This is a genomic window from Hymenobacter tibetensis (assembly GCF_022827545.1).
GTDB classification, from domain to species: domain Bacteria; phylum Bacteroidota; class Bacteroidia; order Cytophagales; family Hymenobacteraceae; genus Hymenobacter; species Hymenobacter tibetensis.
Genome location: NZ_CP094669.1, coordinates 1560779 through 1585084 on the forward strand (window position 1 = coordinate 1560779; position 24306 = coordinate 1585084).

15 protein-coding genes are annotated in these 24306 nt (G+C 57.0%); 11 read left to right on the plus strand and 4 right to left on the minus strand.

Annotated elements, in window-relative coordinates:
* Positions 1-38 precede the first annotated feature (38 nt).
* The 3 genes from MTX78_RS06330 to MTX78_RS06340 form a co-directional block, all read right to left on the minus strand.
* Positions 39-941, minus strand: coding sequence for a pseudouridine synthase (locus MTX78_RS06330; RefSeq protein ID WP_243800919.1), 903 nt, complete (start codon positions 939-941; stop codon positions 39-41).
* 63 nt (positions 942-1004) lie between these two features.
* Positions 1005-2138, minus strand: coding sequence for an MBL fold metallo-hydrolase (locus MTX78_RS06335; RefSeq protein WP_243800920.1), 1134 nt, complete (start codon positions 2136-2138; stop codon positions 1005-1007).
* Positions 2139-2339: 201 nt separating this feature from the next.
* Positions 2340-4418, minus strand: coding sequence for a VWA domain-containing protein (locus MTX78_RS06340; RefSeq protein ID WP_243800922.1), 2079 nt, complete (start codon positions 4416-4418; stop codon positions 2340-2342).
* Positions 4419-4569: 151 nt separating this feature from the next.
* Between MTX78_RS06340 and MTX78_RS06345 the strand changes: the two genes are divergently transcribed.
* Positions 4570-5109, plus strand: a complete 540-nt coding sequence (locus tag MTX78_RS06345) for a hypothetical protein (protein WP_243800923.1) — start codon at positions 4570-4572, stop codon at positions 5107-5109.
* Positions 5110-5256: 147 nt separating this feature from the next.
* Here MTX78_RS06345 and MTX78_RS06350 read toward each other — a convergent pair whose 3' ends face one another.
* On the minus strand, positions 5257-6435 hold the full coding sequence (locus MTX78_RS06350; RefSeq protein WP_243800925.1) for a LacI family DNA-binding transcriptional regulator: 1179 nt from the start codon (positions 6433-6435) through the stop codon (positions 5257-5259).
* Positions 6436-6765: 330 nt separating this feature from the next.
* Between MTX78_RS06350 and uxuA the strand changes: the two genes are divergently transcribed.
* The 10 genes from uxuA (at position 6766) to MTX78_RS06400 (ending at position 24288) form a co-directional block, all read left to right on the plus strand.
* Complete coding sequence (gene uxuA / locus MTX78_RS06355) at positions 6766-8028, plus strand: mannonate dehydratase (protein ID WP_243800935.1); 1263 nt, start codon at positions 6766-6768, stop codon at positions 8026-8028.
* A 24-nt stretch (positions 8029-8052) separates the two neighbouring features.
* A complete protein-coding gene (locus tag MTX78_RS06360) occupies positions 8053-10155 on the plus strand; it encodes an alpha-glucuronidase family glycosyl hydrolase (RefSeq protein WP_243800937.1) in 2103 nt (700 codons plus the stop codon).
* Positions 10156-10190: 35 nt separating this feature from the next.
* Positions 10191-11003 (plus strand): SDR family NAD(P)-dependent oxidoreductase, encoded by an 813-nt coding sequence (locus tag MTX78_RS06365; RefSeq protein WP_243800939.1) that lies wholly within the window; start codon positions 10191-10193, stop codon positions 11001-11003.
* A gap of 34 nt (positions 11004-11037) precedes the next feature.
* Positions 11038-14178: a SusC/RagA family TonB-linked outer membrane protein gene (locus MTX78_RS06370; RefSeq protein WP_243800941.1), complete on the plus strand. Its 3141-nt coding sequence runs from the start codon at positions 11038-11040 to the stop codon at positions 14176-14178.
* Between the two features lie 57 nt (positions 14179-14235).
* A complete protein-coding gene (locus MTX78_RS06375; RefSeq protein WP_243800942.1) occupies positions 14236-15981 on the plus strand; it encodes a RagB/SusD family nutrient uptake outer membrane protein in 1746 nt (581 codons plus the stop codon).
* Positions 15982-16164: 183 nt separating this feature from the next.
* Positions 16165-17712 carry a GH35 family beta-galactosidase gene (locus MTX78_RS06380; protein WP_243800943.1) on the plus strand — a complete coding sequence of 516 codons (1548 nt, stop codon included), beginning with the start codon at positions 16165-16167 and terminating at the stop codon, positions 17710-17712.
* A gap of 13 nt (positions 17713-17725) precedes the next feature.
* Complete coding sequence (locus MTX78_RS06385) at positions 17726-19732, plus strand: sialate O-acetylesterase (protein WP_243800944.1); 2007 nt, start codon at positions 17726-17728, stop codon at positions 19730-19732.
* Between the two features lie 135 nt (positions 19733-19867).
* Positions 19868-21199 (plus strand): xylose isomerase, encoded by a 1332-nt coding sequence (gene xylA / locus MTX78_RS06390; protein WP_243800704.1) that lies wholly within the window; start codon positions 19868-19870, stop codon positions 21197-21199.
* A gap of 176 nt (positions 21200-21375) precedes the next feature.
* Positions 21376-23064 carry a sodium/sugar symporter gene (locus MTX78_RS06395; RefSeq protein ID WP_243800948.1) on the plus strand — a complete coding sequence of 563 codons (1689 nt, stop codon included), beginning with the start codon at positions 21376-21378 and terminating at the stop codon, positions 23062-23064.
* A 132-nt stretch (positions 23065-23196) separates the two neighbouring features.
* Complete coding sequence (locus MTX78_RS06400; protein ID WP_243800950.1) at positions 23197-24288, plus strand: endo-1,4-beta-xylanase; 1092 nt, start codon at positions 23197-23199, stop codon at positions 24286-24288.
* Positions 24289-24306 lie beyond the last annotated feature (18 nt).

Genomic DNA, 24306 nt, shown 5'->3' on the forward strand with positions numbered 1-24306 from the left:
AAGGCGGCCCACCAACAAGCAAGTAGCACGCTAGCGCCTTACTTACGCTTGGCGGCACCACGCCCCGCCGACTTGGGGCCGGGCTTGCTGCCGGTTTTACCGGGCGTTTTCACGTTGCCGCTGGCGGGCTTGCCACCAGTGGGTTTCGCTTTGAACGTGCCTCCGCTGCTGTTGCGGCCCGAGCCACGGGTGCCCGCCGAACGACCATCAGCGCCGGCTGATTTGGCGTCGCCAGCCTTGCCGAAGCCACCACGGCTGTAACCACCAGCGCTATTTTGACCAGGTTTGGCACTTGCGGGCCGAATGCCACCAGGCCAGAAGGTTTCGGCTTTGCCAGGGGTTTTGAACGTGCCCGCGGCTGCGGTTTGAGCAGCCATATCTTCTTTAAGCGCCTGCACTTCCTGGTCGGTTAGCTCGCGCCATTTGCCGGGGTCGAGGCCTTCCACCCGCAGGTCGGCAATGCCGACTCGCACCAGGCGCAGGGTAGGGAAGCCTACAGCGGCCGTCATTTTGCGCACCTGGCGGTTCATACCCTGCGAAATGGTTATTTCCACCCAGCTGGTTGGGATGTTGGCACGGAAACGTACCGGCTTGCTGCGGGCCCATAGCTCGGTATCATGGGGTAGCAAGCGCGCCTGCGCAGGGGAGGTGAAGCCGCTCTTGATGTCAACGCCGCGGCGCAAGGTTTCCAGGGCTTCTTCGGTAGGCACGCCTTCCACTTGCACCCAGTAGGTTTTCGCTACTTTAAAACGGGGTTCGGAGAGGCGATGCTGAAGTTGCTTGTCGTCGGTGAGCAGTACTAGGCCTTCGGAGTCGAAATCCAGCCGGCCAACAGGATAAATATTGGGAATGGCTACGAAGTCTTTAAGCGTGGCGCGGCCTTGCTCGTCGGTGAATTGGGTGAGGACTTCGTAGGGTTTGTTGACCAGGATGTAGCGCATAGTGCAAAGTTACGCGCCTTTCAGTCCTTTCGCTACTTTCCGAGTGCCGGATGGTTTCCAGCCTCATTGCACCTGACGCCACCAGGGCATGTTAGGCAGCGGACCCGCCCCCAGCGTTACCGGCTCACCGAGCTGCGGAGTGGCAATCTGTACGTGCTGGCGCATAGCCGCTGCCGTGGCCCGCTCAATAGGGTCGTTCCAGGCGTGGTTGGCTTCCGTGAAAGCAGCCCAGTGCACCGGCAGCATCACGTTCCCGCGCACATCTACAGCCGCCTGCACGCTTTGCTCGGGCATCATATGAATTTCGGCCCAATCTTCATTGTACTGCCCGCATTCCATGAGCGCCAGGTCGAAGGGGCCGTGGGTGATGCCAATGGCTTTGAAGTGCGGACCGTAGCCTCCGTCGCCGCTGTAGAAAACGCGTTTCGTGGCCGACTTCAGCACCCAGGAGCTCCACAGCGTGGAGTTGCGGTTGGTGAGGCCCCGGCCCGAAAAATGCCGACTAGGCGTACACACCACGGTTAGGCCCGGCACGCTGGTACTATCACCCCAGTTCATTTCCTTGATGCGCTCCGGCGCTACGCCCCACTTGCGCAAGTGCGGCCCGATGCCCAGCGGCACGTAGAAACAAGCTACTTTGTCTTTGATCAGCTGGATGGTCTGGTAGTCCAGGTGGTCGTAGTGGTCGTGCGAAATCAGGACGGCATCGATGGGGGGCAACTGCTGCGGCGTGATGGGCAGAGCAGGGTTGTAGCGGTTTGGGGTAACCCATGAAACTGGCCCCATGTCGATGCCAAGCATCGGGTCGAGCAAGATGTTTTTGCCAGCCAGTTCCACCAGGCTAGCGGAGTGCCCGAACCACGTGACGCGCACTAAGTCCGGGGTTTTGCGCGTGATGGCCAGCGAATCCAGCGGCTGCATGGGCAGTGGTTTGGTTGGAGTAGCGTGCGGGTCTTTGTGAAAGATAAACTTCCACATGGTAGCCGCGAAACTGCGGCCGGTTGAGACAGAAGTGGGTACCAGATTCACAAACTCTCCATCCTGGTAGTGCCCGGACTTTGCGTAAGCCTGCTTATCAGCCTCGGTGGGTTTGCCACCGAACTGCGGGCTCAACCCAGTGAAAGCTACTGCTGCGAGCAGAAGCGCGCCAATAATACCGCTGGTAGTCAAGAGAAAACGCTTTAGGGAGTTGTTCATGCATGTACGGCGGCTTGTCGTGTTTCGGCGCCTGTTCCGTCTAGGTAGGCGCCCAAGCCATGGTAGCCACCTACCTAGACGCAACAGGCGCCGCTATACCTTATCAGTCCCATCATCTTCCTCCCCAATCAACGTTTATTGCCAGGAAAATACCTGCCATATGCCGCTTCCAAGCTCGTACACAGGAGACAAACCCTAGCGTTACACTCCCCCCGAATACTTGCGGGTAGCCCACTCGATGGTCACGAGGGCCAGGATAAGGAAGAACAGCCATTTTAGGTTGATGAGCTCTTTTAGATCCTCCTTGGAATAGATAACAGGCTTATACTCGGCCTTCAGGATATCCTGGGTGAGTTGGGCGAACTGCTGCGGATAGTACAGGCGCGACTTGCTGCGCCGGGCCAGCTGGTAAAGCAAATTGTGGTCGGCGCGGGCATCCAGGGCTTCCAGTTGTTGCTCCTGAATCAGCAGCTCGCCGCGGTCTTGCTGGAGCTGGCCGTTGAGGGTAGCGCGGGCCGCATAGCGGTAGAAGCCGCCCGGCAGCGTGCCGAGGTGTAGCGGGGCGCCGTCTTCGGAGTTGGTATAGTTGAAAGTCCGGGTCTTCTGCTGCTCGTCGGTGAGGGTGAGCGTGATTTGCTGGCCGTAAGTACGCTCGAAAATAGCGTTATAAGTTTCTGCGCCGAACGTTACATCGTCCTGGGTGCTGAAAACATCTTGCGTAGGATACACATCCAGGCGCTTCTTGTTGGCGTTTTGGGTGAGCAGCTGAAGCGTGCGAACCACAAGTCGGTCGTATGCATCAGGTCGGTCTTCGTGCTCTACCGCTTCCTGTAGACGCCACTGCCAACTCCCGTCGGTGAGTAGGGTGGCTTGGCGTTGGGCAGGGGTACCACCAAATACGAGCAAGGGTTTTTGTGTGCGCAAACGCCCCACTTGCTGGTACAGGGCAGCTTCGGCCCCACCACTCAGGCGTATATCGCCAAACGGCACCAACGCGGGCGGATACGTAGCAAAGCGGCGCAGTGCTTCCTCCTCGAACGTGAACCGTGAAAAGCCAGGGTTGAGCACAGGCGTTACCTCATCGGTTTGGGAGCCTCTAGGTAGCACCGTCAGGCCGGCCCCCACACTATTATAAGCGTTGAAATCTGACTGGGCCCCCAAGATGTACAAGGCCGGAATGCGGCGGCTTTTCACTTGCGCCAGCACTTCTGCCCCCTCGCCCCCACGAGCAGGTAGCTGGTGTAGAATAGCCACATCGTAGTCCTGGCTTTTCAGCGGACTGATACCTGGCAGATACGTGACCAGGTCGAAGTTGTCGTTCTGCTGAATGGCGGCACGCAAGGCTTTCAGGTCGGGGTGAGGGGCCGCGCCGGCTAGCAAGACGCGCAGCTTGCCTTTCACAATTTCGATGTAAGCAAACTTGCTGTTGTTGAGGGGCGTAAACTCGCCGGCCTGCTTTTCCACCACCACTTCGTAGCGGCGCTTGCCAGGGGCAGGCGCTACTAGCGTAAACGTAGTTTTGGTGCGCCGCTGGCCAACTGGCAGCCGCACACGCTGGGTTTGCAGCACGCGGCCGTTTTCGCGTAGCTGCACTACGGCCGTGCTACCTGCAAAGCCATCATACGTTACCTCGGCTTCAATTGTGAATTTGTTGCCGCTGAACGCCACCCGGTTGTAGTTCAGGGTAGGCAGGTTCAAATCTTTTTTGGGCAGCGTGTCGCCTACGGCCACCGAGTAAATAGGAAAGTTAAACTCCGAATAAGCCGGCGAGCGGCCTTGGTTCACGATGCCATCCGACACCAGCACCACCCCCGCCAGGTTTCGTCCTTCATACGTTTCCCGGACGCCAGTTAGCAGGCCATCTAGGTCGGTGGCGGCAGCGGTAAAGCGCACCGAGTCAGGCGCAACGGGGCGTGCGGCAGTGGGGCCGAGGGTGCGGGTTTCCACATGGAAGCCGCGGCCGCGCAACGTTTCGGCAAGCTGTCGCAACCCCGTAGTAGCCTGCCCGAGCACCGCTGGCGGCGTGAACAGCCCCACTGACTGTGAGTTATCGACGGCCAGTACCACCGTGGGCTTCTCGGTGGTATTGGAAGTGGTTTTAAGGAAGGGCGAGAGCAGCAGAAAGCACAGCAAGCTCACCACCACGAAACGTAGCGCGGCCAGCCCGAGGTTAAGTGCCTTGCTCCACGGAGCCTTAGCCGAATATAGGAGAGCCGCATAGCCCGCGCCCACAGCCAGGCACAGCAGAATAAACCAGGGAGAAGCAGCGACGGAAATCAAAGACAGGAATAGCGAGTGAGAATACCAAGAACCCCAAAACAGGCCGTAGAGTTGCGTGCCTTCGGTCGGCCGCTGCTATAGCCGAGCGGCGTGGGCTAAGTTAGGGAGTTGCCGGGGAGTAGATTATTATAAATTAGTATACTCTCATTACTTGAAAATATATTGTGCCCGTAATTCTTATTCGTCTTTTACTGATTATAAAGTTATTGTTCAAGTGAAAAAAATATACACGTTAGCTATTGTAGCTCTATTACAAGCCTGTCAAAATCAAGACAACAAGAGTACAGGAACATGGAGTGATGTAAATAAAATTCAGGCTGGTCCTATTCTGCGAGACTCACTTTCCAATGCGCAACTAGGGAAAGTAGACTACTTAGTCGAGACTTTTAAAGAAGTAGATCCGACAACTCGGGAAAATTGGATAGAAGATTTCAAGAAGGATCAAAACCCAGACCGCGAGATTGAAATATGGTTGATGATGGCGAAAGCATATACTACCTACTGTGAGGGGAAACCCCTTGATTCAAGAATCAAAAAAGAAGTGTTCAAGGTAATCTTGATGAGGTCATCAGTTTCAGAGGACGAGGTTATAAAAAGTATGGATTTGAAATATCTTTCCGTTGGAGATGCTAAACAAGTAATGAAGGCTTACACATTAGCCGCAAAACCTATACGGGTGACCGACAAGTAAAAAATATACACTATGTGGTTTTTGCTGACTAATATGATGTAAACCACTGTATAACTGCATGTTATCTAAAGCCATGCTGCCGAACGTCTGGACCGGTGAAAGTACCTCCTTCGTCACAGAAATAGGATGCTTTAGCGCTGAACCAAGCTAAATCTCCAGTTGGAAGTAGCCCCCTTGGCCTTTCAAGGATGATTGACGGATAACTAAGTCACCGGAAACAACGAATGTGCGGGGCTTGAAAAGGTCCCTCTGCTGAATCTGTTCCAGAAACAAGCGGGCGGCGTGCTGGCCCAGGCGGTAGGGGTGCAGGTTGACGGTAGTGAGGCCTGGCTCTACTAAGGCCGCCAGAAACTCGTCGCCGAAGCCCACTACCGCAACGTCCTGCGGCACGCGCAGGCCTCGCCGCTTTAGTTCCAGCATGATATCGAAGGCGTTGCGGTAGTTGATGGCAAAAATGGCATCGGGCGGCTCAGGCAGTGCTAGCCAAGTGTCAAGCGCCGCCAACGCCGACTCAGCCTGAAAGTCGCTGTGCACTTCATACTCTGGCCGTATTGGCATGCGGTAGCGCTTCAGCGCGCTTTGGTGGCCACTAATGCGCTGCCGGCTGATAAGCAACGACTCGGGGCCCGCCAGAATGGCGATGCGCTGGCACCCTTCCTGAATCAGGTGTTCGGTTACGGCGTAGGCGCCACCCCAGTCGTCGAGCACCACTTGGGCGCTATCCACTTCGTTGCACACCCGGTCGAAGTGCACGATGGGGGTGCCGCGGTTGGCGTGTTGTGTTACGTGGTCGAAGTTCTCGGTGTCGCGGGAGTGGCAAATCAGGAGCCCATCCACCCGGCTGGCAATCAGTGCCTGCACGTTGCTAACCTCCATGTCGTACGACTCTTTGGACTGGCAAATCATGACGCGGTAGCCGGCTTCGGCAGCCACTTGCTGAATGCCACTCACGGCTGTAGCAAAGAAGGGGCGCTCGATGTCGGGAATAACCACGCCGATGGTGTGGGTGGCGCTGCTCTTTAAGCTTTGCGCCAGCAGGTTCGGTTGATAGTCGAGTTGGCGTGCTACGTCAATAATGGCCTGCCGGGTATTGGAGTTGATGTCGGAGTGCCCATTGAGGGCTCGTGATACTGTAGACGGCGCAACACCTAGTACCTTTGCCACGTCGCTGATGGTGGTTTGGTGGCGCTTGCGTTCTGGTGCTGGCAGTGCCTTCGGGTCGGTGAAATGACAGTTGCAGGCTTTGCAAAAGAACCGTTGGCGGCCCCGAATAAACCCTGCACGCTTCACCTCATCGGCCGAATGGCACCTCGTGCATTTCATCATATGGTAAATGGTATTATTATCAAATACCAGGTTAGAAGTGGGTGGGAGAGAGCAAAAAGATCGTTTAATTATTTGAAGATAATCTACGAAAAATTTTTACCGCTCCATGCTTTCGAGAATAGCTATCGAAACCGTTTCCGGTAACGTTTCCGATATTTTTATTTGTAAAACAGCGCGTTAAGGGGGTTTTTGGATGCGTGAAAATGAGAATCGCTCTTTTATATTCGAGAGCAGGTAGCTCTTACGGGGGCTAAACGGTTTTTCCAGTGTTCTTCTGCTTGATACTGGTGAAACAATCAATTGATTGTAATTTTCCGCTATATTTTCTCCATGCTGCACACGATGCGCTGGTTCGGGCCTCAGGACCCAACGTCGCTGTTTTCGATTCGTCAGGCAGGCTGTGCTGGCATAGTTACCGCCCTGCACCAACTGCCGGTAGGGGCTGTTTGGCCTGTGGAAGCCATTCAGGAGCGCCAGCAGCTAATTGAGGCCGACAACGCGCGCTACGCGCCGTTGCACTGGGTGGTAGTGGAAAGCTTGCCTGTGCACGAAGACATCAAGAAAGGCTTGCCCTCGCGCACGCAGTACATCAACAACTATAAGGAGTCGTTGCGCAACTTGGCGGCCTGCGGCATCCGCACGGTGTGCTACAATTTCATGCCCGTGCTGGACTGGTCGCGCACCAACCTCAGCTACGAAATGCCAGATGGCTCACGGGCTCTGCGCTTTGTGTGGCAGGACTTTGCCGTCTTCGACTTGTGCATTCTGCGCCGCCCCACTGCCGAGGCTGATTATGAGCCAGCGGTAGTAAGCGCCGCCCACGAGCAGTTTGCCGCTATGTCGGACACTGAGCGCGCGGAACTCACCAACACCGTACTATTAGGCCTGCCTGGTTCCGAGGAAGCATTCAAGCTTGATAATTTCCAGAGCCTGCTCAATGAGTACGCGGCTATTGATGCCAAGCAGCTCCGCGAAAACCTATATTACTTTTTGCGCGAGATAGGGCCAGTAGCCGAAGAAGTAGGTGTGAACCTGTGCATTCACCCCGACGATCCGCCGTACCCGCTGCTCGGTTTGCCCCGCGTGGTAAGCACCGAAGCCGACCTGCTGGGGTTGTACAGTGCGTACAACTCGCCGGTGAATGGCCTGACCTTTTGCACGGGCTCATTAGGCGTGCGCTCCGATAACGACTTACCTGGCATGGTTCGGCGCCTCGGCCACCGGATTCACTTCGTACACCTGCGGGCCACTAAACGCGAAGAAAACCCGCGCAATTTCCACGAGGCCGACCACCTGACCGGCGATGTGGACATGTACGCGGTGGTGCGGGCGCTGGTAGAAGAAGAACTACAGCGGGCCCGCAACGGCAACGCCAACCCCCACTTGCCCATGCGCCCCGACCATGGCCACCAGATGCTCGACGACCTGACCAGTGGCAAAAGAACTTACCCTGGATACTCCGCCATCGGGCGGCTACGCGGGCTGGCTGAGCTGCGCGGTTTGGAGCTAGGTATCCGCCGCAGTTTGCTAGCCGCAGAAAAGAACCCACCGGGTAGTCTCCGCTCCGAATCCTACGTGCCTCGCTTCGTTTAATTGCCCCGCCCCGCCTTCCCACCTATGCTACTTCGCTCCCTACTGCTACTGCTTCTCATTGCAGCCCCAACCCTCGGGCGTGCCGATGATGGCTACCGTCTATGGCTGAAATATGATCAGCTTTCTGACGCTGGCCTGCGCAAAGCGTGGCAGGGGCAAGCACGGGGCATAGTACTGGAATCGGCGGCCACGCCTACGCTGCAAACGGCTGCCAACGAACTGCAACTTGGATTGCAGGGCCTGCTAGGGCAGCCAGTGGCCGTGGGAAATAAGGCAGGCGGCAAAGGACAAATTCGGTTGCGGGTGGCCCCCAATCCGGCTCTTGGCAAAGAAGGATACCGGGTATCCACGCAAAAAAACGGATTGGAAATCACGGGGCCTACGGATGCGGCTGTGCTCTACGGGTGCTATGCCTTGCTCCGCCACGTGCAAACCGGGCAGCGCCCTGGCAACCTAAGTTTAAGCAGCCAGCCCCGCATTCAGTACCGCCTGCTCAACCACTGGGACAACCCCAACGGCACCGTAGAGCGCGGCTACGCGGGTTCCTCTATGTGGAAGTGGTACGAACTGCCCGAGCGCATTGACCCACGCTACCAGGATTATGCTCGCGCCAATGCCTCTATTGGCATCAATGGCGTAGTGCTCAACAACGTAAACGCCAGCGCCCGCTACCTCACCACCGAATACCTGCAAAAGGTAGCCGCCGTGGCGGGGGTGCTCCGGCCTTATGGCATCAAGGTGTACCTCTCCGTGCTGTGGGCTGCGCCTAAAGTAATTGGCGGCCTGCCGACGTCGGACCCGCTCGACCCCAAGGTTAAGCAGTGGTGGACCGCTCGGACCAACGAAATCTATAAAACCATCCCCGATTTCGGAGGCTTTCTGGTGAAAGCTAACTCGGAAGGGGAGCCTGGTCCGCAAGACTACGGCCGCAACCACGCCGACGGAGCCAATATGTTGGCTGAGGCGTTGGGCCAGCACGAAGGCGTAGTGATGTGGCGGGCCTTTGTATATAAAGCTAATTCCAAGGGCGACCGGTTCAAAGAAGCCTATCAGGAGTTCCAACCACTCGACGGCAAGTTTGCCCCGAAAGTGCTGGTGCAAGTGAAAAACGGCCCCATCGATTTTCAGTCGCGCGAGCCGTTCCACCCGCTGTTTGGGGCCATGCCCCGCACCCCGCTGGTGCTGGAAGTACAACTCACGCAAGAATACTTAGGGTTTGCGACACACCTAGTGTATCTGGGGCCCCTTATCAAGGAATGCCTGGAAGCCGACACGCACACCCAAGGACCTGGCTCCACAGTGGCGAAAGTAGTGGACGGCAGCCTGGAGAAGCACAGCGTTAGTGGCATTGCCGGCGTAGCCAATATCGGCTCGGACCGCAACTGGACCGGCCACCCAGTAGGGCAGGCCAACTGGTATGCTTACGGCCGCCTCGCCTGGGACCATACCCTGAGTTCGGCGGCTATTAGTGAGGAATGGACGCGCATGACCCTAACCCGCGAACCTACGGCTGTAGCTAGCATCACGCAGGTACTTAATCAGTCGCGCAACATCTATGTGCGCTACACTACGCCGCTGGGCTTGCACCACATCATGGGGCAGAGCATCCATTATGGCCCGGAGCCTTGGCTTTCGCAGAGCGCCCGGCCCGACTGGACCTCGGTGTATTACCACAAGGCCGATTCAGCTGGTTTGGGTTTCGACCGGACAGCACGCGGCTCCAATGCCTTGGCGTTGTATGCGCCCGGCGTGCGTCAGTTGTGGGGCAACCCCGCTACTTGCCCCCCCGATTACCTGTTATGGTTCCACCACGTGGGATGGAAGCAGCAGCTTAGCACTGGCCGCACCCTTTGGAACGAACTATGCACCCGCTACTATTCCGGCGCCGATTCGGTGCTCTGGATGCAGCGGCAATGGGAGCAAGCCAAGCCTGCCCTCGACCCGGAACTGTACACCGATGTTGCTTCCCGTCTGCGCATCCAGCACCGCGAGGCGCTGTGGTGGCGCGATGCGTGCGTGCTTTACTTCCAAACTTTTTCGCGGCAGCCGCTACCCTCTGGTCTTACGCCACCCACTCGCCCTCTAACCGAGGTCAAGGAGATAGTGGATATCTACCAGCTGCGTTAATCTTCTACTCCTCCCGGCTTCTTATTTCCTGCTTTATGTCACATCTCGAGTCTTTTCCCACCACTGATACTCAACCCAACGGACTGCATCAGCCCAACCCTTTTTCACTGGAAGGCAAGCTTGCCCTTGTTACCGGCGGGGGCACGGGTATTGGTCTGGAAATAGCCCGCTGCATGGCTGTGGCTGGTGCCACCGTCATCATCACGGGGCGCCGCGAAGGGGTGTTGCAGGATGCCGTAGCCGACCTCGGCGAATCAGTGCATTACCTCACCAACGACGTCTGCGAGCTAGACAAACTGGAAGGACTTGTGGCGCATATTGAAGCCACTTATGGCCCGCTGGACATCCTGGTCAATAATGCCGGGGTGAACATGAAAAAGCCAGCGCTGGAGGTAACCGATGATGAATTCAACCGCATCATTCAAACCAATTTGAATGCAGTATTTGCCTTGACCCGGGCTTGTGGCAAGCGCATGGTAGCCCGCCGCAGCGGGGTTATTCTGATGATATCCTCGATGGCGGCTTACTACGGCATCGACCGGGTAGTGGCTTATGCGGCGTCCAAGTCGGCGGTGGAAGGCATTGTGAAAGTGCTGGCTTCGGAGTTTTCCAAAGACAATGTGCGGGTAAACGCAATTGCACCAGGATTCATTGAAACCGAGATGAGCCGCAAGGCCATGAACTCCGACCCTGACCGCCGCGACCGGGCTATGCGCCGCACACCCATGGGCAAATTCGGTCAACCGCAAGACATCGGTCATGCAGCTGTTTTCTTGGCCTCGGAAGCGGCACGGTACATCACGGGGGCTTCCCTACCCGTGGATGGTGGCAATTCCATAGGCTTTTAATTTTTAAAAACTTTACCATAAAATCCCACACATCATGCACTTACCAATACGCAAAGCGGCGTTGCGCTTAAGCCTGCCGCTAGCTACGGCTGTCGGGCTGCCTATTGCCAGCCTCTTATTCCCTACTTCTTACGCCCTGGCGCAAGAAGCGCAAACGATTTCCGGTAAGGTAACCAGTGAGGAAGGCGAAGGCCTGCCCGGCGTAACCGTACTGCAAAAGGGCACCACGAATGGTGTATCAACCAACAGCGACGGAGGATTTACCCTGAGTGCTCCAAATGGTAGTACGTTGGTATTTAGCGCTATCGGTTTTGTTAGCCAGCAGGCAATCGTTTCCGGTCCCACGCTCAATGTCAAGCTCGCGACGAACACCAAAGCGCTGGACGAGGTAGTGGTAGTTGGATACGGTACCCAAAGAAAAAGCCAGGTAACGGGCGCTATTTCTTCGGTTGATGAGCAGTCGTTGCGCGATGTGCCGGTGGCCAACATTGGCCAGGCGCTGCAAGGCCGGGCAGCCGGTATCACCATTGCCAGCAACGGCACCGCACCGGGCCAGTCGCCTACCATTCGTATTCGGGGTAACCGCTCGTTTTCGGGTTCCAACGACCCGCTGCTGGTAGTGGATGGCGTACCATATGATGGCAGCATCAACGACTTGAACCCTGACGATATTACCTCGCTGGAAGTGCTGAAAGATGCTTCCTCAACGGCCATTTACGGTGCGCGTGGTGCCAACGGCGTTATCCTGATTACCACCCGCCGCGGTAAGAGCGGAGCCCCCAAGGCGACGTATAGCGGCTACTATGGCTCGAAAAGAGCTTACGGTAAGTTTGACATCCAGAACGGTGAGGAGTTCTACAACTATCGTCTCGAAGCTTTCCGCGCCCAGAATCCTAATTTCAATCCTGACCCTAACATCTCCCCTACGTTCCTGACGGCCGACGAGCGGGCCAACTATGAGGCTGGCCGGACCACCGATTACCAGGATCAGCTGTTGCAAAACGGCCACATTCAAAACCACTCTCTAGGAGTGAGTGGCGGCACCGATATCACCCAGTACTCGGCGTCGTTGGGCTACTATGATGAAACCGGTATTGTGCCGGTGCAGCGCTTCCGTCGTTACTCGGTACGCGGCACGCTGGATCAGCAGATTGGCACGCGAGTGAAAGTGGGTTTGAACTCGCTCAATACCTTCTCCAACGAGAACGACCCGAACGTTAACGTTCTGAACCAGATTGTAACTACTAGTCCCCTGGCTTCGGCATATGATGCCAATGGCCAGTTGGTGCTCTACCCGAACGGCGACAACGCCGGCTCTAACCCGCTGACTTTGTACGTGCCAGATGCGCACCTCGACCGTCGCCGTCGCCTGCGCAGCTTCAACAGCCTGTACGGACAAGTGAACATTCTGAAAGGGCTGGATTACCGCCTGAACGTGGGCCTCGATGGCCGTACGCAGGCCGATGACAGCTTCTACGCTTCAGTTACTCCACAAAACGGCGGTGGCCTCAACACAGCGAGCAGCGGCTCCAGCATTGCCTACAACCTGCTGGCGGAAAACATCCTGACCTACAACCGCAACTTTGCCGAGAAGCACGACCTGAACGTGACGGCTTTGTATAGCCGCCAAACCTACCATACCGATGGGTTTGGAGGAGCAGTGCAAGGTACCTTGGCCGACTATCAGCTCAACACCAACTTGGCTGCTGGTACGCCTACTCGGGTGAACAACCCCACGCAGCCAGTGGACTGGGCGCTTGAGTCGTACATGGGCCGTGTGAACTACGCCTTTGATAACCGGTATTCGGCCACATTGACGATACGCTACGACGGTTCGTCGCGCTTGGCCCCCGGCAACAAATACAAGCCGTTTCCTTCGGCCGCTGTGGCCTGGAACATTGCCAACGAGTCGTTCCTGAAGGATTACAGCCAAATCAGCACCCTGAAACTGCGGGCCAGCTTGGGCCGCGTGGGTAGCACTGCCGTGAACCCGTACCAGACGCAAGGCTCTCTGTCGTCCGGACTAGGCTCGGGTCTTTATAACTACGGCGCCACGGGTGCAGTAGGGGTGGTGCCAGCCAACATTCCGAACCCTAACCTGGGCTGGGAATACACCACTACCACCAACTTTGGTTTGGACTTCGGCTTCCTCGACAACCGCCTCTCGGGTAGCGTAGAAGTGTACCAGCAGCGCACCAGCGACCTGCTGCTACCGGATGCTTTGCCAACGGCCAGCGGCTACGGCTCGTTCGTCCGCAACGCCGGCGAAACCCAGAACCGCGGCGTCGAGATTTCGCTTACCACCCAAAACCTGCGCCCCAAGAATGCTGACGGCTTCGAGTGGAGCACCGACTGGAACTTCACGGTTAACCGCGAGAAAGTACTGGACCTGAACTTGTACAACGCCGACGGCAGCGAGCGAGACGATATTGGCAACCAGCGCTTTATCGGTCAGCCACTGTATGTGATCTACGATTACAAGAAAATTGGCATCTGGCAGACGTCGGAAGCCGATGAGGCCCGCAAGTTCAATACGAAGCCCGGCCAGATCAAGGTGGAAGACGTAGACGGCAATGGCACTATCAACGCCAACGACCGGGTGGTGGTTGGTTCGCGCCAGCCGAAGTTTGAAGCCGGTCTAACCAACCGTTTCCGTTTCAAAGGCCTCGACCTGACCATTGTAGCCCTGACCCGCGTGGGCGCTACCGTAGTTGACCCGTATTCGTTTGGTCCTAGCTACTACGCCACCAACACAGGCCGTCGTAACCAGTTGAACTTCAACTACTGGACGCCTACCAACCCAAGCAACGAGTATCCGCAGCCCGACCAGAGCGTGCGTGCCAACGAATGGCCTACCTACGGCTCCACACTGGGCTACCACAGCGGCACGTTCATTAAAGTGCGCAGCATAGACCTAGGCTACACGCTGCCTGCTACCTGGGCTCAATCAGCTTTGATGAGCTCGGCCCGCATCTACGTGCAAGTTCAGAACCCACTTATCTGGGCGAAGGACAGCTACTTCCAGCGCAACAAGGCCATCGACCCAGATGCCCTGTCGTATTCGAGCCGCTTCAACACCAGCGCTGGTGTAACGGCAGCTAACATCGAATTCCAAGGCGGTAGCAACTACCCCGTAACGCGCTCCTTCATCGTGGGTGTGAACCTCGGCTTCTAGGAGTAACTGCCCTTTTTTGTCAACCAATCAAATTTCCAGCGCCACGCGCTACTTTATATGAAAAGAATAGTTTTAGCTACACTGGGCACGGCCCTGTTTCTGTCGGTGAGTAGCTGCCAAAAAGACCTGCTAGAGGAAGAGCCACAATCTGTGCTGACTCCCGCTTTCCTTAGAACCCAACAAGGCGTGGAAGCCGGCACCACGGGCGTGTATTCTGGCCTGCGCCAGCTCTACGGTAACGATGCCGCCTTCTTTACCACAGAAGCTGGCACCGACCTCTGGACCACCGGTATCTCGGCCAGTAGCGGCTTGAGCGACTACAACAACAACGACCTTACACCCGTCAACGACGGCTCTCACTCCTTTATCTGGACGGTGTGCTACACCCAGATAAACAACGCCAACGGTGTACTCCAGTTCGGCCCAGAAGCTGCGGGCATTGCGCCGGCACGCTTAGAGCAGCTGATTGCGCAAGTGAAGCTGCTCCGCGCCCAGTACTACTTTGTGTTGGCGCAGGACTTTGGCGATGTGCCGCTCATGCTGTCTTTTGTAGACGCTCCTACCAAGGACATTGTGCGGGCACCGCTAGCAGACATATACACGCAGATCCTCAAGGACCTGACGGAGTCGTTGGCTGTTATTGCCGACAAGCCTGCCCAGCCCGGCCGCGTAACGCGCGCCACGGCGCTGCACTTGCTGGCGAAAGTACACCTTACCCGCGCCACTTCGTCGGCCAGACAAGCCAATGACTACGCCATGGCTGCCCAATATGCCAAAGAGCTGATCGACAACCAGACCCGCTACGGCGTAGGCTTGGAAGCTGATCCGGCTGCTGTGTTCACGGAAGGCAACGAGAACGGCAAAGAGGTGCTCTTCAACGCCCAGTTCAACACAGATGCTACCTTCTCGCGTCTGAACGGCTTCGACTACGGTGGAGAAAACATAGCCGCCTTCCAGTTCCGCAGCCGCTACGACCAGCTGCCCAACATGGCCCGCGACATTGCCAACGGCCGGCCCTTCGCCCGTCACGTACCAACCTACTTCTTAGAGGATTCTTACATCCTGCGCGACGCCGGTGGTGCTGCTCTAGAAACGGGTGCTGCCCTCCGCACCACCGATACCCGGTACAACAAGTGGTTTACAACGGTGTACCGCGTGAACTCGCCGGGTGCTAACTCCGGTAATACCCGGGCAGTAGTTGGCGACACAGCCGCTTGGTATCCAGGCCGTCAGTTGTCGGCAGCACGGCTAGCGCAGATTGCGGCCCGCCAGCCTGCACCCTACCTCGTTATCCAGCCAAACCAGTACACCACCGAGCGGTTTCCAACCCTCAACAAGTTCGACAGCCGCAACCGCACGTCGGCAAACGGTTTCTCGACGCGGCCCAACATCATCTATCGTTTGGCAGAAACCTATCTGCTGGCAGCAGAAGCCAACTTCTACCTGAACAACGTAGCGCAGGCCCGCGACTACATCAACATAGTACGCCGCCGCGCCGCAGCACCAGGCCGCGCCGCGCAAATGGAGATTACCACGGCCCAGGTAAACATCGACTTCATCTTGGCTGAGCGCGCCCGCGAACTGTGCGGAGAGTTCACCCGGTGGTATGATCTGAAGCGCACCGGCCAGTTGCTCTCACGTATTCGCAACACCAGCATCACGCCGGCCCTACGGAACCAGGGCGGTGGGGTATATGGCTCTAATGCCGCTGCTAACATCCGGGACTTCCACGTACTGCGGCCCATCCCGCAAACCGAGATTGACCGCACCAGCGGACTAATCACGCAGAACGACGGGTACTAAGATTGCACAAGTCCGGCACTGCCGGGTTGCCTTTGGGCAGCCCGGCAGTGTTTTGCGGTGCTAGTCTTTGCTTCATCTTCCACTGCTTCGGCAGTGAACAAAGCACTTCTTATTTTGCTACGTAGATTTTTCCTTGTTTTTCTACTGCTCTTAGGCTCTTGGAGAGGACAGGCACAAACGAGCTTGCCTCATCTAGCCAAAACAGGTACGAGCACGCAATTAATTGTTGATGGCAAGCCCTACTTCGTGCTGGGCGGCGAACTGGGTAATTCCACCGCTTCCAGCACGGCGTACATGCAGCCCGTATGGCCCAAATTGAAGGCCATGCACCTCAACACCGTTATTGCGCCCGTGTACTGGGAACTGATGGAGCCACAAGAAGGCAAGTTTGACTTCGCGCTAGTGGACGACCTGCTGCGCGACGCTCGCAAACACCAGATGAAACTAGTGCTTCTGTGGTTTGGAGCTTGGAAAAACAGCATGTCGTGCTACGCACCGGCCTGGGTGAAGACCGATACGAAACGGTTCCCGCGGGTGGAAGACGATCAGGGAGTGCTACAAGAAATCATGACGCCTTTCGACTCCCGCAATCTAGAGGTAGACAAAAAGGCTTTTGTGAAGCTAATGCAGCACCTTAAAGAGGTAGACGGTCAGCAGCACACGGTTGTTACGGTGCAGGTGGAAAACGAAATTGGCATGCTTCCTACCGCCCGCAGCTACGACAGCCACGCTAACGCAGCTTTCAAGCAGCCTGTGCCCGCTCCGCTGCTTGCTTACCTGCAGCGCGAACGAAAGAACTTGAAGCCAGAATTTGCGTCTGTGTGGCAAAAGCAAGGTGCCAAAACTAAAGGCAACTGGGAAGAAGTGTTTGGCAAGAGTCTAGCCACTGATGAAATATTCATGGCCTGGCATTACGCTACGTTCACCAATGCCCTGGCTGTGGCCGGTAAAGCAGCGTATCCTTTGCCGATGTACGTGAATGCTGCGCTAAACCGGCCTGGTGTGGCGCCAGGGAAGTATCCGAGTGCTGGTCCGCTGCCGCACATCATGGACGTATGGCTGGCCGGAGCCCCGGCTATCGACATTCTGGCACCCGATTTCTACAACCCTGACTTCAAGCATTGGTGCGACCTGTATACCCGCGGCGGCAATCCGCTGTTCATTCCGGAGCACCGCTTCGAAGATGGGGTGGCAGCCAAGGCTTTTTTTGCCTTCGGAAACTATAATTGCTTGTCGTTTTCGCCCTTTGCCATTGAAGGCAGCGATACGCTGAGCGGTGCCCCCATTGGCAAGGCGTACGAGTTGTTGCAGCAAGTGAGCTTTTTACTAGCCAAACACCAGCCTCTCAACCAAGTGCGCGGCTTTTTGCAAGAAAAGGATTCGGCTGCGCACACCACTACCCTCGGCGACTACCGCTTCACGGCCAAGCACGAATACACGCTGGGCTGGTCATTGGGCGCGAAAAAGCCCACTTGGTCGCCGGGTGGCGGGCTTTTGATTGCGGTGGCTCCCGACGAGTTCTACGTAGTGGGCACCGGCATCGTGCTGACCTGCGAACCAACGGCCAAAGGCAAACGGGCAGGCTACGTGAGCGTTGATGAAGGCTACTTTGAAGGAGAGAAGTGGGTGGCCGGGCGCCGTATGAACGGCGACCAAGACCACCAAGGCCGCCACGTGCGCATACCCGGCGAGGAATACAGCATTCAGCGAGTCAAACTCTACACGTACTAGCGCAAGACAACGCATGCATACACGCACAACTAACACCCCATCAGTAGTGCCCACTAGCGGAGGGCGCTACACGCGCAGTCTGTTGGTCGCCCTGGCAGGTGGCCTCGCGTTGCCCATGCAGCAGGTGGCCGCAGAAGTTCGGCTGCCGCGCTTGGTGAGCGACGGCATGATCTTGCAGCGCGATACCAACCTGAACATGTGGGGCTGGGGCGCGCCCGGAGAGAAAGTGGCACTCACCTTCACCGGCAAAACCTACCAGGCCACCACGGGTGCCGATGGCAAATGGCGCATGAGCTTGCCCGCTCAAAAAGCGGGCGGGCCGTTCCAGTTGGAAATTGCAGCCAGCAACCGCATTACCATCAAAGATGTGTTGGTAGGCGACGTATGGGTGTGTTCGGGCCAATCCAACATGGAAACTCCCATGTCGCGGCTGCGCGACAAGTACCCCGACGTCGTTGCTCAGGCCAACAACCCTATGATTCGGCAGTTCAACGTGGATCTGCGCTACGCCTTTAGCGGGCCGAAAGCGGATGTGGCGGGCGGCAAGTGGGTAACGACCACCCCTCAAAATGTGCTGGCCTTCAGTGCCGTTGGATACTTTTTCGCGAAGACCCTATTCGACAAATACCACGTACCAGTCGGCATTATTAAATCGGCCGTGGGTGGGTCGCCCGCCGAAGCCTGGCTGAGCGCCGAGGCGTTAAAGGCTTTTCCGAGCTACCAGCAAGCTGCCGAGAAAGTGAAGGACAGCACCTACGTAGCCCGCACAATTGCGGAAGGCCAAGCGGCTTCCCGGGCCTGGTACACCAACTTGCGGCAGCTCGACCAAGGCCATGCCAAAGGCTCGACTCCTTGGTACGACCCAGCATATAATGCTACGGACTGGAAAACCATGAAAATACCCGGCTACTGGGCCGACCAAGGCTTAGGGCGGGTCAACGGGGTAGTGTGGTTTCGCAAGGAAGTGGACGTGCCCGCCAGCATGGTAGGCAAGCCGGCCCGGTTGGAGCTAGGAACCATCGTTGATAGTGACTCGGTGTACATTAACGGGCAATTTGCGGGTACCACGGGCTACCAGTACCCCCCGCGCAAGTATGACCTACCCGCTACGTTGCTCAAACCCGGCCGCAACGTGGTGGTGGTACGGGTCATCAACAACGGTGGGCGGGGTGGTTTCACCCTCGACAAGCAGTACCAGCTCACGGCCGGCGGCCAAGCCGTAGATTTGCGCGGCGACTGGCAGTACAAGCTCGGTGCTGCTACGCCGCCCGCTCCCGGCTCTATTTCCTTTCAAAACCAGCCCGGCGGCTTATATAACGGCATGATAGCACCCTTGCTGTCCTATACTATCAAAGGCGTGCTGTGGTACCAGGGCGAATCCAACACCGGCAAGCCCGAAGAATATCAACAGTTGCTTACGGCCCTGATTGCCGATTGGCGGGCGCAATGGAACCAGCCCAAGCTGCCCTTCTTGTACGCCCAGCTCCCCAACTTTATGCCGGCCAAAGAGCAGCCTAGCGAAAGCAATTGGGCCCGCTTGCGAGAGTCGCAACGCCTGGTGTCAACGGTGCCCAACACGGCCATGACCGTGAACATCGATCTAGGCGAATGGAATGACATTCACCCGCTTGGTAAAGAAGATGTAGGCAAGCGGCTGGCCCTGGCGGCGCAGAAAGTGGCCTACGGCGACAAAAAGGTGGTAGCCTCCGGGCCGCAGTACCAACGCATGCAAGTGAGCGGCAATAAGGTAACGCTTGCTTTCACCAACACTGGCAGTGGCTTGACAGCAAAAGGCGGCGGCCAGCTACAGCAGTTTGCTGTTGCTGGCGCCGACAAAAAATTCGTGTGGGCCCAAGCCAAGCTGGAAGGCAACACCGTGGTGGTGTGGAGCGACCAGGTAACGGCGCCAGTAATGGTACGCTACGCCTGGGCCGACAACCCCGAAGGCGCCAACCTCTACAACAAAGAAGGGCTGCCCGCTTCGCCTTTCCAGGCAATGGCGGCTACTTCTCTCCCTTAGGGCCCTGCACACAACGCTTTTCAATTCCCATTTTTTCATTCCATCACTCACCCAACTGCCACGCTAACAGCCCCACAACTGCTAAACCAGCAACGTGGCAGCTATTCTTCACCCTACATCTCAATCACAACTTCTATGTCGAGTAACACACTGACGAAGACCGAGTTTTTCACGGGCATCGCGCCCATCCAGTACGAAGGCCGCGAGTCGGACAACCCGCTGGCCTTTAAGTGGTACGACCCGACCCGCGTGGTGGCCGGCAAAACCATGCAAGAGCACCTGCGCTTCGCCGTCTCCTACTGGCACACCTTCACCGGCACCGGCGGCGACCCCTTCGGCCCCGGCACCAAGCAGTTTGCCTGGGATGCGCACCACGACATCCTGGGCCGGGCCCAGGCTAAGGCCGATGCCGCCTTCGAGTTCTTCACCAAGCTCGGCACGCCCTACTACTGCTTCCATGACATTGACCTGGTGGACGAGGGCAGCTCGCTGAGCGAGTACGAGCGCAACCTGAGCGCCATCGTGGACTACCTCAAGCAGCACCAGCAGGCGAGCGGCGTGCAACTGCTCTGGGGCACGGCCAACGTGTTTTCCAACCCGCGCTACATGAACGGGGCCAGCACCAACCCCGACTTCTCGGTGGTCGCCTACGCGGGCACGCAAGTGAAAAACTCCATCGACGCCACCATTGCCCTGGGCGGGCAGGGCTACACCTTCTGGGGGGGCCGCGAGGGCTACATGACCTTGCTCAACACCAACATGAAGCGCGAGCTGGCGCACTTGGGCCAGTTCCTGACCATAGCCCGCGACTATGCCCGCAAGCAGGGCTTCACGGGCAAGTTCTTCATCGAGCCCAAGCCGGCCGAGCCCACCAAGCACCAGTACGACTTCGACGCGGCGACCGTGCTCGGCTTTTTGCGGGAGCACGGGCTGCAGGACGACTTCATGCTGAACCTGGAAGTGAACCACGCCACGCTGGCGGGCCACACGTTCCAGCACGAGCTGCAAGTAGCGGCCGACGCCAACCTGCTGGGCAGCATCGACGCCAACCGGGGCGACTACCAGAACGGCTGGGACACGGACCAGTTCCCCAACAACCTGAACGAGCTGACCGAGTCGATGCTCATCATTTTGGAGCACGGCGGCATCCAGCCGGGGGGCATCAACTTCGACGCCAAGACGCGGCGCAACTCCACCGACTTGGAGGACATCTTCATTGCCCACATTGCCGGCATGGACACGTTTGCGCGGGCGCTGGTGGTGGCCAACGATATTTTAGAGAAGTCGCCCTACAAGCAGTTCCGCACCGAGCGCTACGCCTCGTTTGATGCCGGTGAGGGTGCCGCTTTCGAGAAAGGCCAGCTGACGCTGGAAGACCTGCGCACGATTGCCCACAACGCGGGCGAGCCGCCGCTGAAGAGCGGCAAGCAGGAGTGGCTCGAAGCCATCATCAACCAATATATCTAAGCTATAAAAACGGACCCGGCTGGCTTTTTGAAGGGCGTGGGAACCTGGGGGAAAGGCCGGTCGGGAAAGTTTTTGTTAGTTGCCGGGGCCAAGGCATGTAGCCAAGCGGTGGCCCACTGGTAGCGCCTTGGTTTTTTCTCGCATTAGTTGCTCGTCTGAGCGACTTGAATATTCTTATGCAACATCAACTCGCCACTCTCGACTACGTCGTTTTTTTTATCTATTTCCTGATCGTGTCAGGGTATGGCATTTGGATTTACCGTCGTAAAACAGGAATCGATGGTAGCGCCGAAGGCGATTCCAAAGATTACTTTCTGGCTGAAGGCTCTCTGACATGGTGGGCCATTGGTTCGTCGCTGATTGCTTCCAACATCTCGGCCGAGCAGTTTGTGGGTATGTCCGGCTCGGGCTTCAAGATGGGCTTGGCCATTGCCACCTACGAGTGGATGGCGGCTCTCACGCTCATCATTGTGGCTATATTCTTCATTCCGGTGTACCTGAAGAATAATATTGCCACCATGCCGCAATTTCTGCATCAACGCTACAACGGCACGGTCGCCATGATTATGGCCGTGTTCTGGCTGATGCTCTATGTGGTAGTAAACCTCACGTCTATTCTGTACCTGGGGGCTATTGCCGTAAGCAGCATCTCGGGCTTGAACCTCGACTTCTGTATGTACGCGCTGGCTGCCTTTGCCATTATCATCACGCTGGGTGGTATGAAGGTGATTGGCTTCACCGACGTAATTCAGGTGTTCTTCCTGATTCTCGGCGGCTTGGCTACCACCTACCTGGCCCTGAACCTAGTGGCCGACCACTACGGCCAAACCGGCGTGCTGAATGGCTTCCGCTTGATGACCGAGCAGGCCAACGACCACTTCCACATGATTCTGAAAGAGGAAAACCCCAACTACAGCGCCCTGCCGGGCCTGACGGTACTCTTGGGTGGTATGTGGATTGTGAACCTGAACTACTGGGGTTGCAACCAGTACATCACGCAGCGTGCTTTGGGCGCCGATTTGCCCACGGCCCGGTCCGGCCTCTTGTTTGCGGCTTTCCTGAAGCTGCTGATGCCCGTAATTGTAGTGTTGCCTGGTATTGCGGCGTATGTGCTTTACAAGCAGAATGTATTCGGAGCCGCCGAGTTTGGGTCCGGTGCTGATCTGAATCCTGACCGCGCCTACCCGGTGTTGCTCAACATCCTGCCGGCTGGTTTGAAAGGGTTGTCTTTCGCCGCTCTTACGGCAGCCGTTGTAGCTTCCCTAGCTGGCAAGGCCAACTCCATTGCTACCATCTTTACGCTCGACATCTACCGGAAAGTGTTCAACCCGGAGGCTTCTGAAAAGAAGCTGGTGAGTGTGGGCAAGATTGCCGTGGTGGTGGCTATGCTACTCGGCGTGCTGATTGCCCCGCACTTGGGCATCGACAAGAAAGGTGGTTTCGAGTTCATTCAGGAGTACACGGGCTTTGTGTCGCCGGGTATTTTTGCCATGTTCATCTTGGGCTTCTTCTGGAAGCGGACCACCTCTGCGGCAGCGTTGTTTGCTACCATCGGCGGCTTCGTGCTGTCGGTTATCCTGAAAGCACTGCCCAAACTAACGGACCTATCGTGGCTGGCTGGTACCGGCTTCGCGGTGCCGAATGCGGAGGGCGTGTACGAAATTCCCTTCCTCGACCGGATGGGGTTTGTGTTCCTGATCTGCGTGGTGGTGATGATAGTAATCAGCTTAGTCCAAACCAGCCGTGGCGTACGCACCAACGGCCTGGAAGTGGACGCCAGCATGTTCCGGCCGCAGCGCAGCTTCACTATCGGCGCCCTGGCCATCGTGTCTATGCTCACGGTGCTCTACGTGGTGTATTGGTAACTCCCCGCGGGCCGCGGTGCTACACTGCCGCGGCCCGTGGTTGGAGTGAAGCGCAAGCGTTGCTACCCGCAAGGCTACTTCGATACGCTCGGGCTATACATAGCGTGAGCAGCAACTACATTACAACTCATCATGACTACTACCATTTCCATGCGTAGGCTGACAACTGTTGGCTTACTGCTGGCCGGGCTCACTGTTTTCAGCAGTGAACGTCCCGCGCCCGAAAAAGGCTTAAAGGACTACTACAAAGATTACCTTTTGGTGGGGGTGGCCGTATCGCCGGCCGGGCTGAAGGGGTCGGAGGGTGAGCTGATTAAGCAGCACTTCAACAGCATCACGCCCGAGAACTCCATGAAAATGGGCCCCATCCACCCCGAGGAAAACCGGTACTCCTGGAAGGACTCGGATGAGATTGTGCAGTTCGCGCAAGACAACAAGCTGCGGGTGCGCGGCCACAATTTGCTGTGGCACGAGCAAACGCCCAAGTGGCTGTTCAAGGATGCGAACGGCAAGCAGGTGTCCAAGGAAGTGCTGCTTAAGCGCCTCAAAGACCACATTGATACCGTGGTGAAGCGCTACAAAGGCAAAATTTACGCCTGGGATGTGGTGAACGAAGCCATTTCCGACAACCCGCAGGAGTTTCTGCGCAACTCGGAGTGGTACCAGATCTGCGGCGAAGACTTCATTGCCAAAGCCTTCGAATACGCCCACGCTGCCGACCCCAAAGCCGTACTGTTCTACAACGACTACAACACCGAGCGGCCCGAAAAGCGCGAGCGAATCTACAAGCTGCTCAAGAAGCTGAAAGACGCCAACGTGCCGATTGATGCGGTAGGGCTGCAAGGCCACTGGTCATTGGAGGAGCCTACGGAGCAGGAACTGCGCAAGGCCATCGAGCAGTACTCATCGTTGGGGTTGAAGGTGCAGATAACGGAACTGGACGTGTCCATCTACCCGTGGGAAAAGGACCGCCGCGCCAAGCGCCCCGACGAATCGGACGCCTACACGCCCGAGTTGGAGCAGAAGCAGATCGAGCAGTACAAGATGTTTTTCCGGGTGTTCCGAGAAAACAAGAACGTGCTAACCGGCATCACCTTCTGGAACATCTCCGATAAATACACTTGGCTGGACACGTATCCGGTGCCTGGTCGCAAAAACTACCCCCTGCTTTTCGACCAGAACCAGAAGCCCAAGAAGGCTTACTGGGAAGTGGTAAAGTTTTAGAGCCCCAGAAAACTAGTT

Excerpts from the sequence above, each read along its gene's own strand:
- MTX78_RS06330 (WP_243800919.1), bottom strand. The coding sequence starts at position 941 with ATGCGCTACATCCTGGTCAACAAACCCTACGAAGTCCTCACCCAATTC.
- MTX78_RS06335 (WP_243800920.1), bottom strand. The coding sequence starts at position 2,138 with ATGAACAACTCCCTAAAGCGTTTTCTCTTGACTACCAGCGGTATTATT.
- MTX78_RS06350 (WP_243800925.1), bottom strand. The coding sequence starts at position 6,435 with ATGATGAAATGCACGAGGTGCCATTCGGCCGATGAGGTGAAGCGTGCA.
- uxuA (WP_243800935.1), top strand. The coding sequence starts at position 6,766 with ATGCTGCACACGATGCGCTGGTTCGGGCCTCAGGACCCAACGTCGCTG.
- MTX78_RS06360 (WP_243800937.1), top strand. The coding sequence starts at position 8,053 with ATGCTACTTCGCTCCCTACTGCTACTGCTTCTCATTGCAGCCCCAACC.
- MTX78_RS06365 (WP_243800939.1), top strand. The coding sequence starts at position 10,191 with ATGTCACATCTCGAGTCTTTTCCCACCACTGATACTCAACCCAACGGA.
- MTX78_RS06370 (WP_243800941.1), top strand. The coding sequence starts at position 11,038 with ATGCACTTACCAATACGCAAAGCGGCGTTGCGCTTAAGCCTGCCGCTA.
- MTX78_RS06375 (WP_243800942.1), top strand. The coding sequence starts at position 14,236 with ATGAAAAGAATAGTTTTAGCTACACTGGGCACGGCCCTGTTTCTGTCG.
- MTX78_RS06385 (WP_243800944.1), top strand. The coding sequence starts at position 17,726 with ATGCATACACGCACAACTAACACCCCATCAGTAGTGCCCACTAGCGGA.
- xylA (WP_243800704.1), top strand. The coding sequence starts at position 19,868 with ATGTCGAGTAACACACTGACGAAGACCGAGTTTTTCACGGGCATCGCG.
- MTX78_RS06395 (WP_243800948.1), top strand. The coding sequence starts at position 21,376 with ATGCAACATCAACTCGCCACTCTCGACTACGTCGTTTTTTTTATCTAT.
- MTX78_RS06400 (WP_243800950.1), top strand. The coding sequence starts at position 23,197 with ATGACTACTACCATTTCCATGCGTAGGCTGACAACTGTTGGCTTACTG.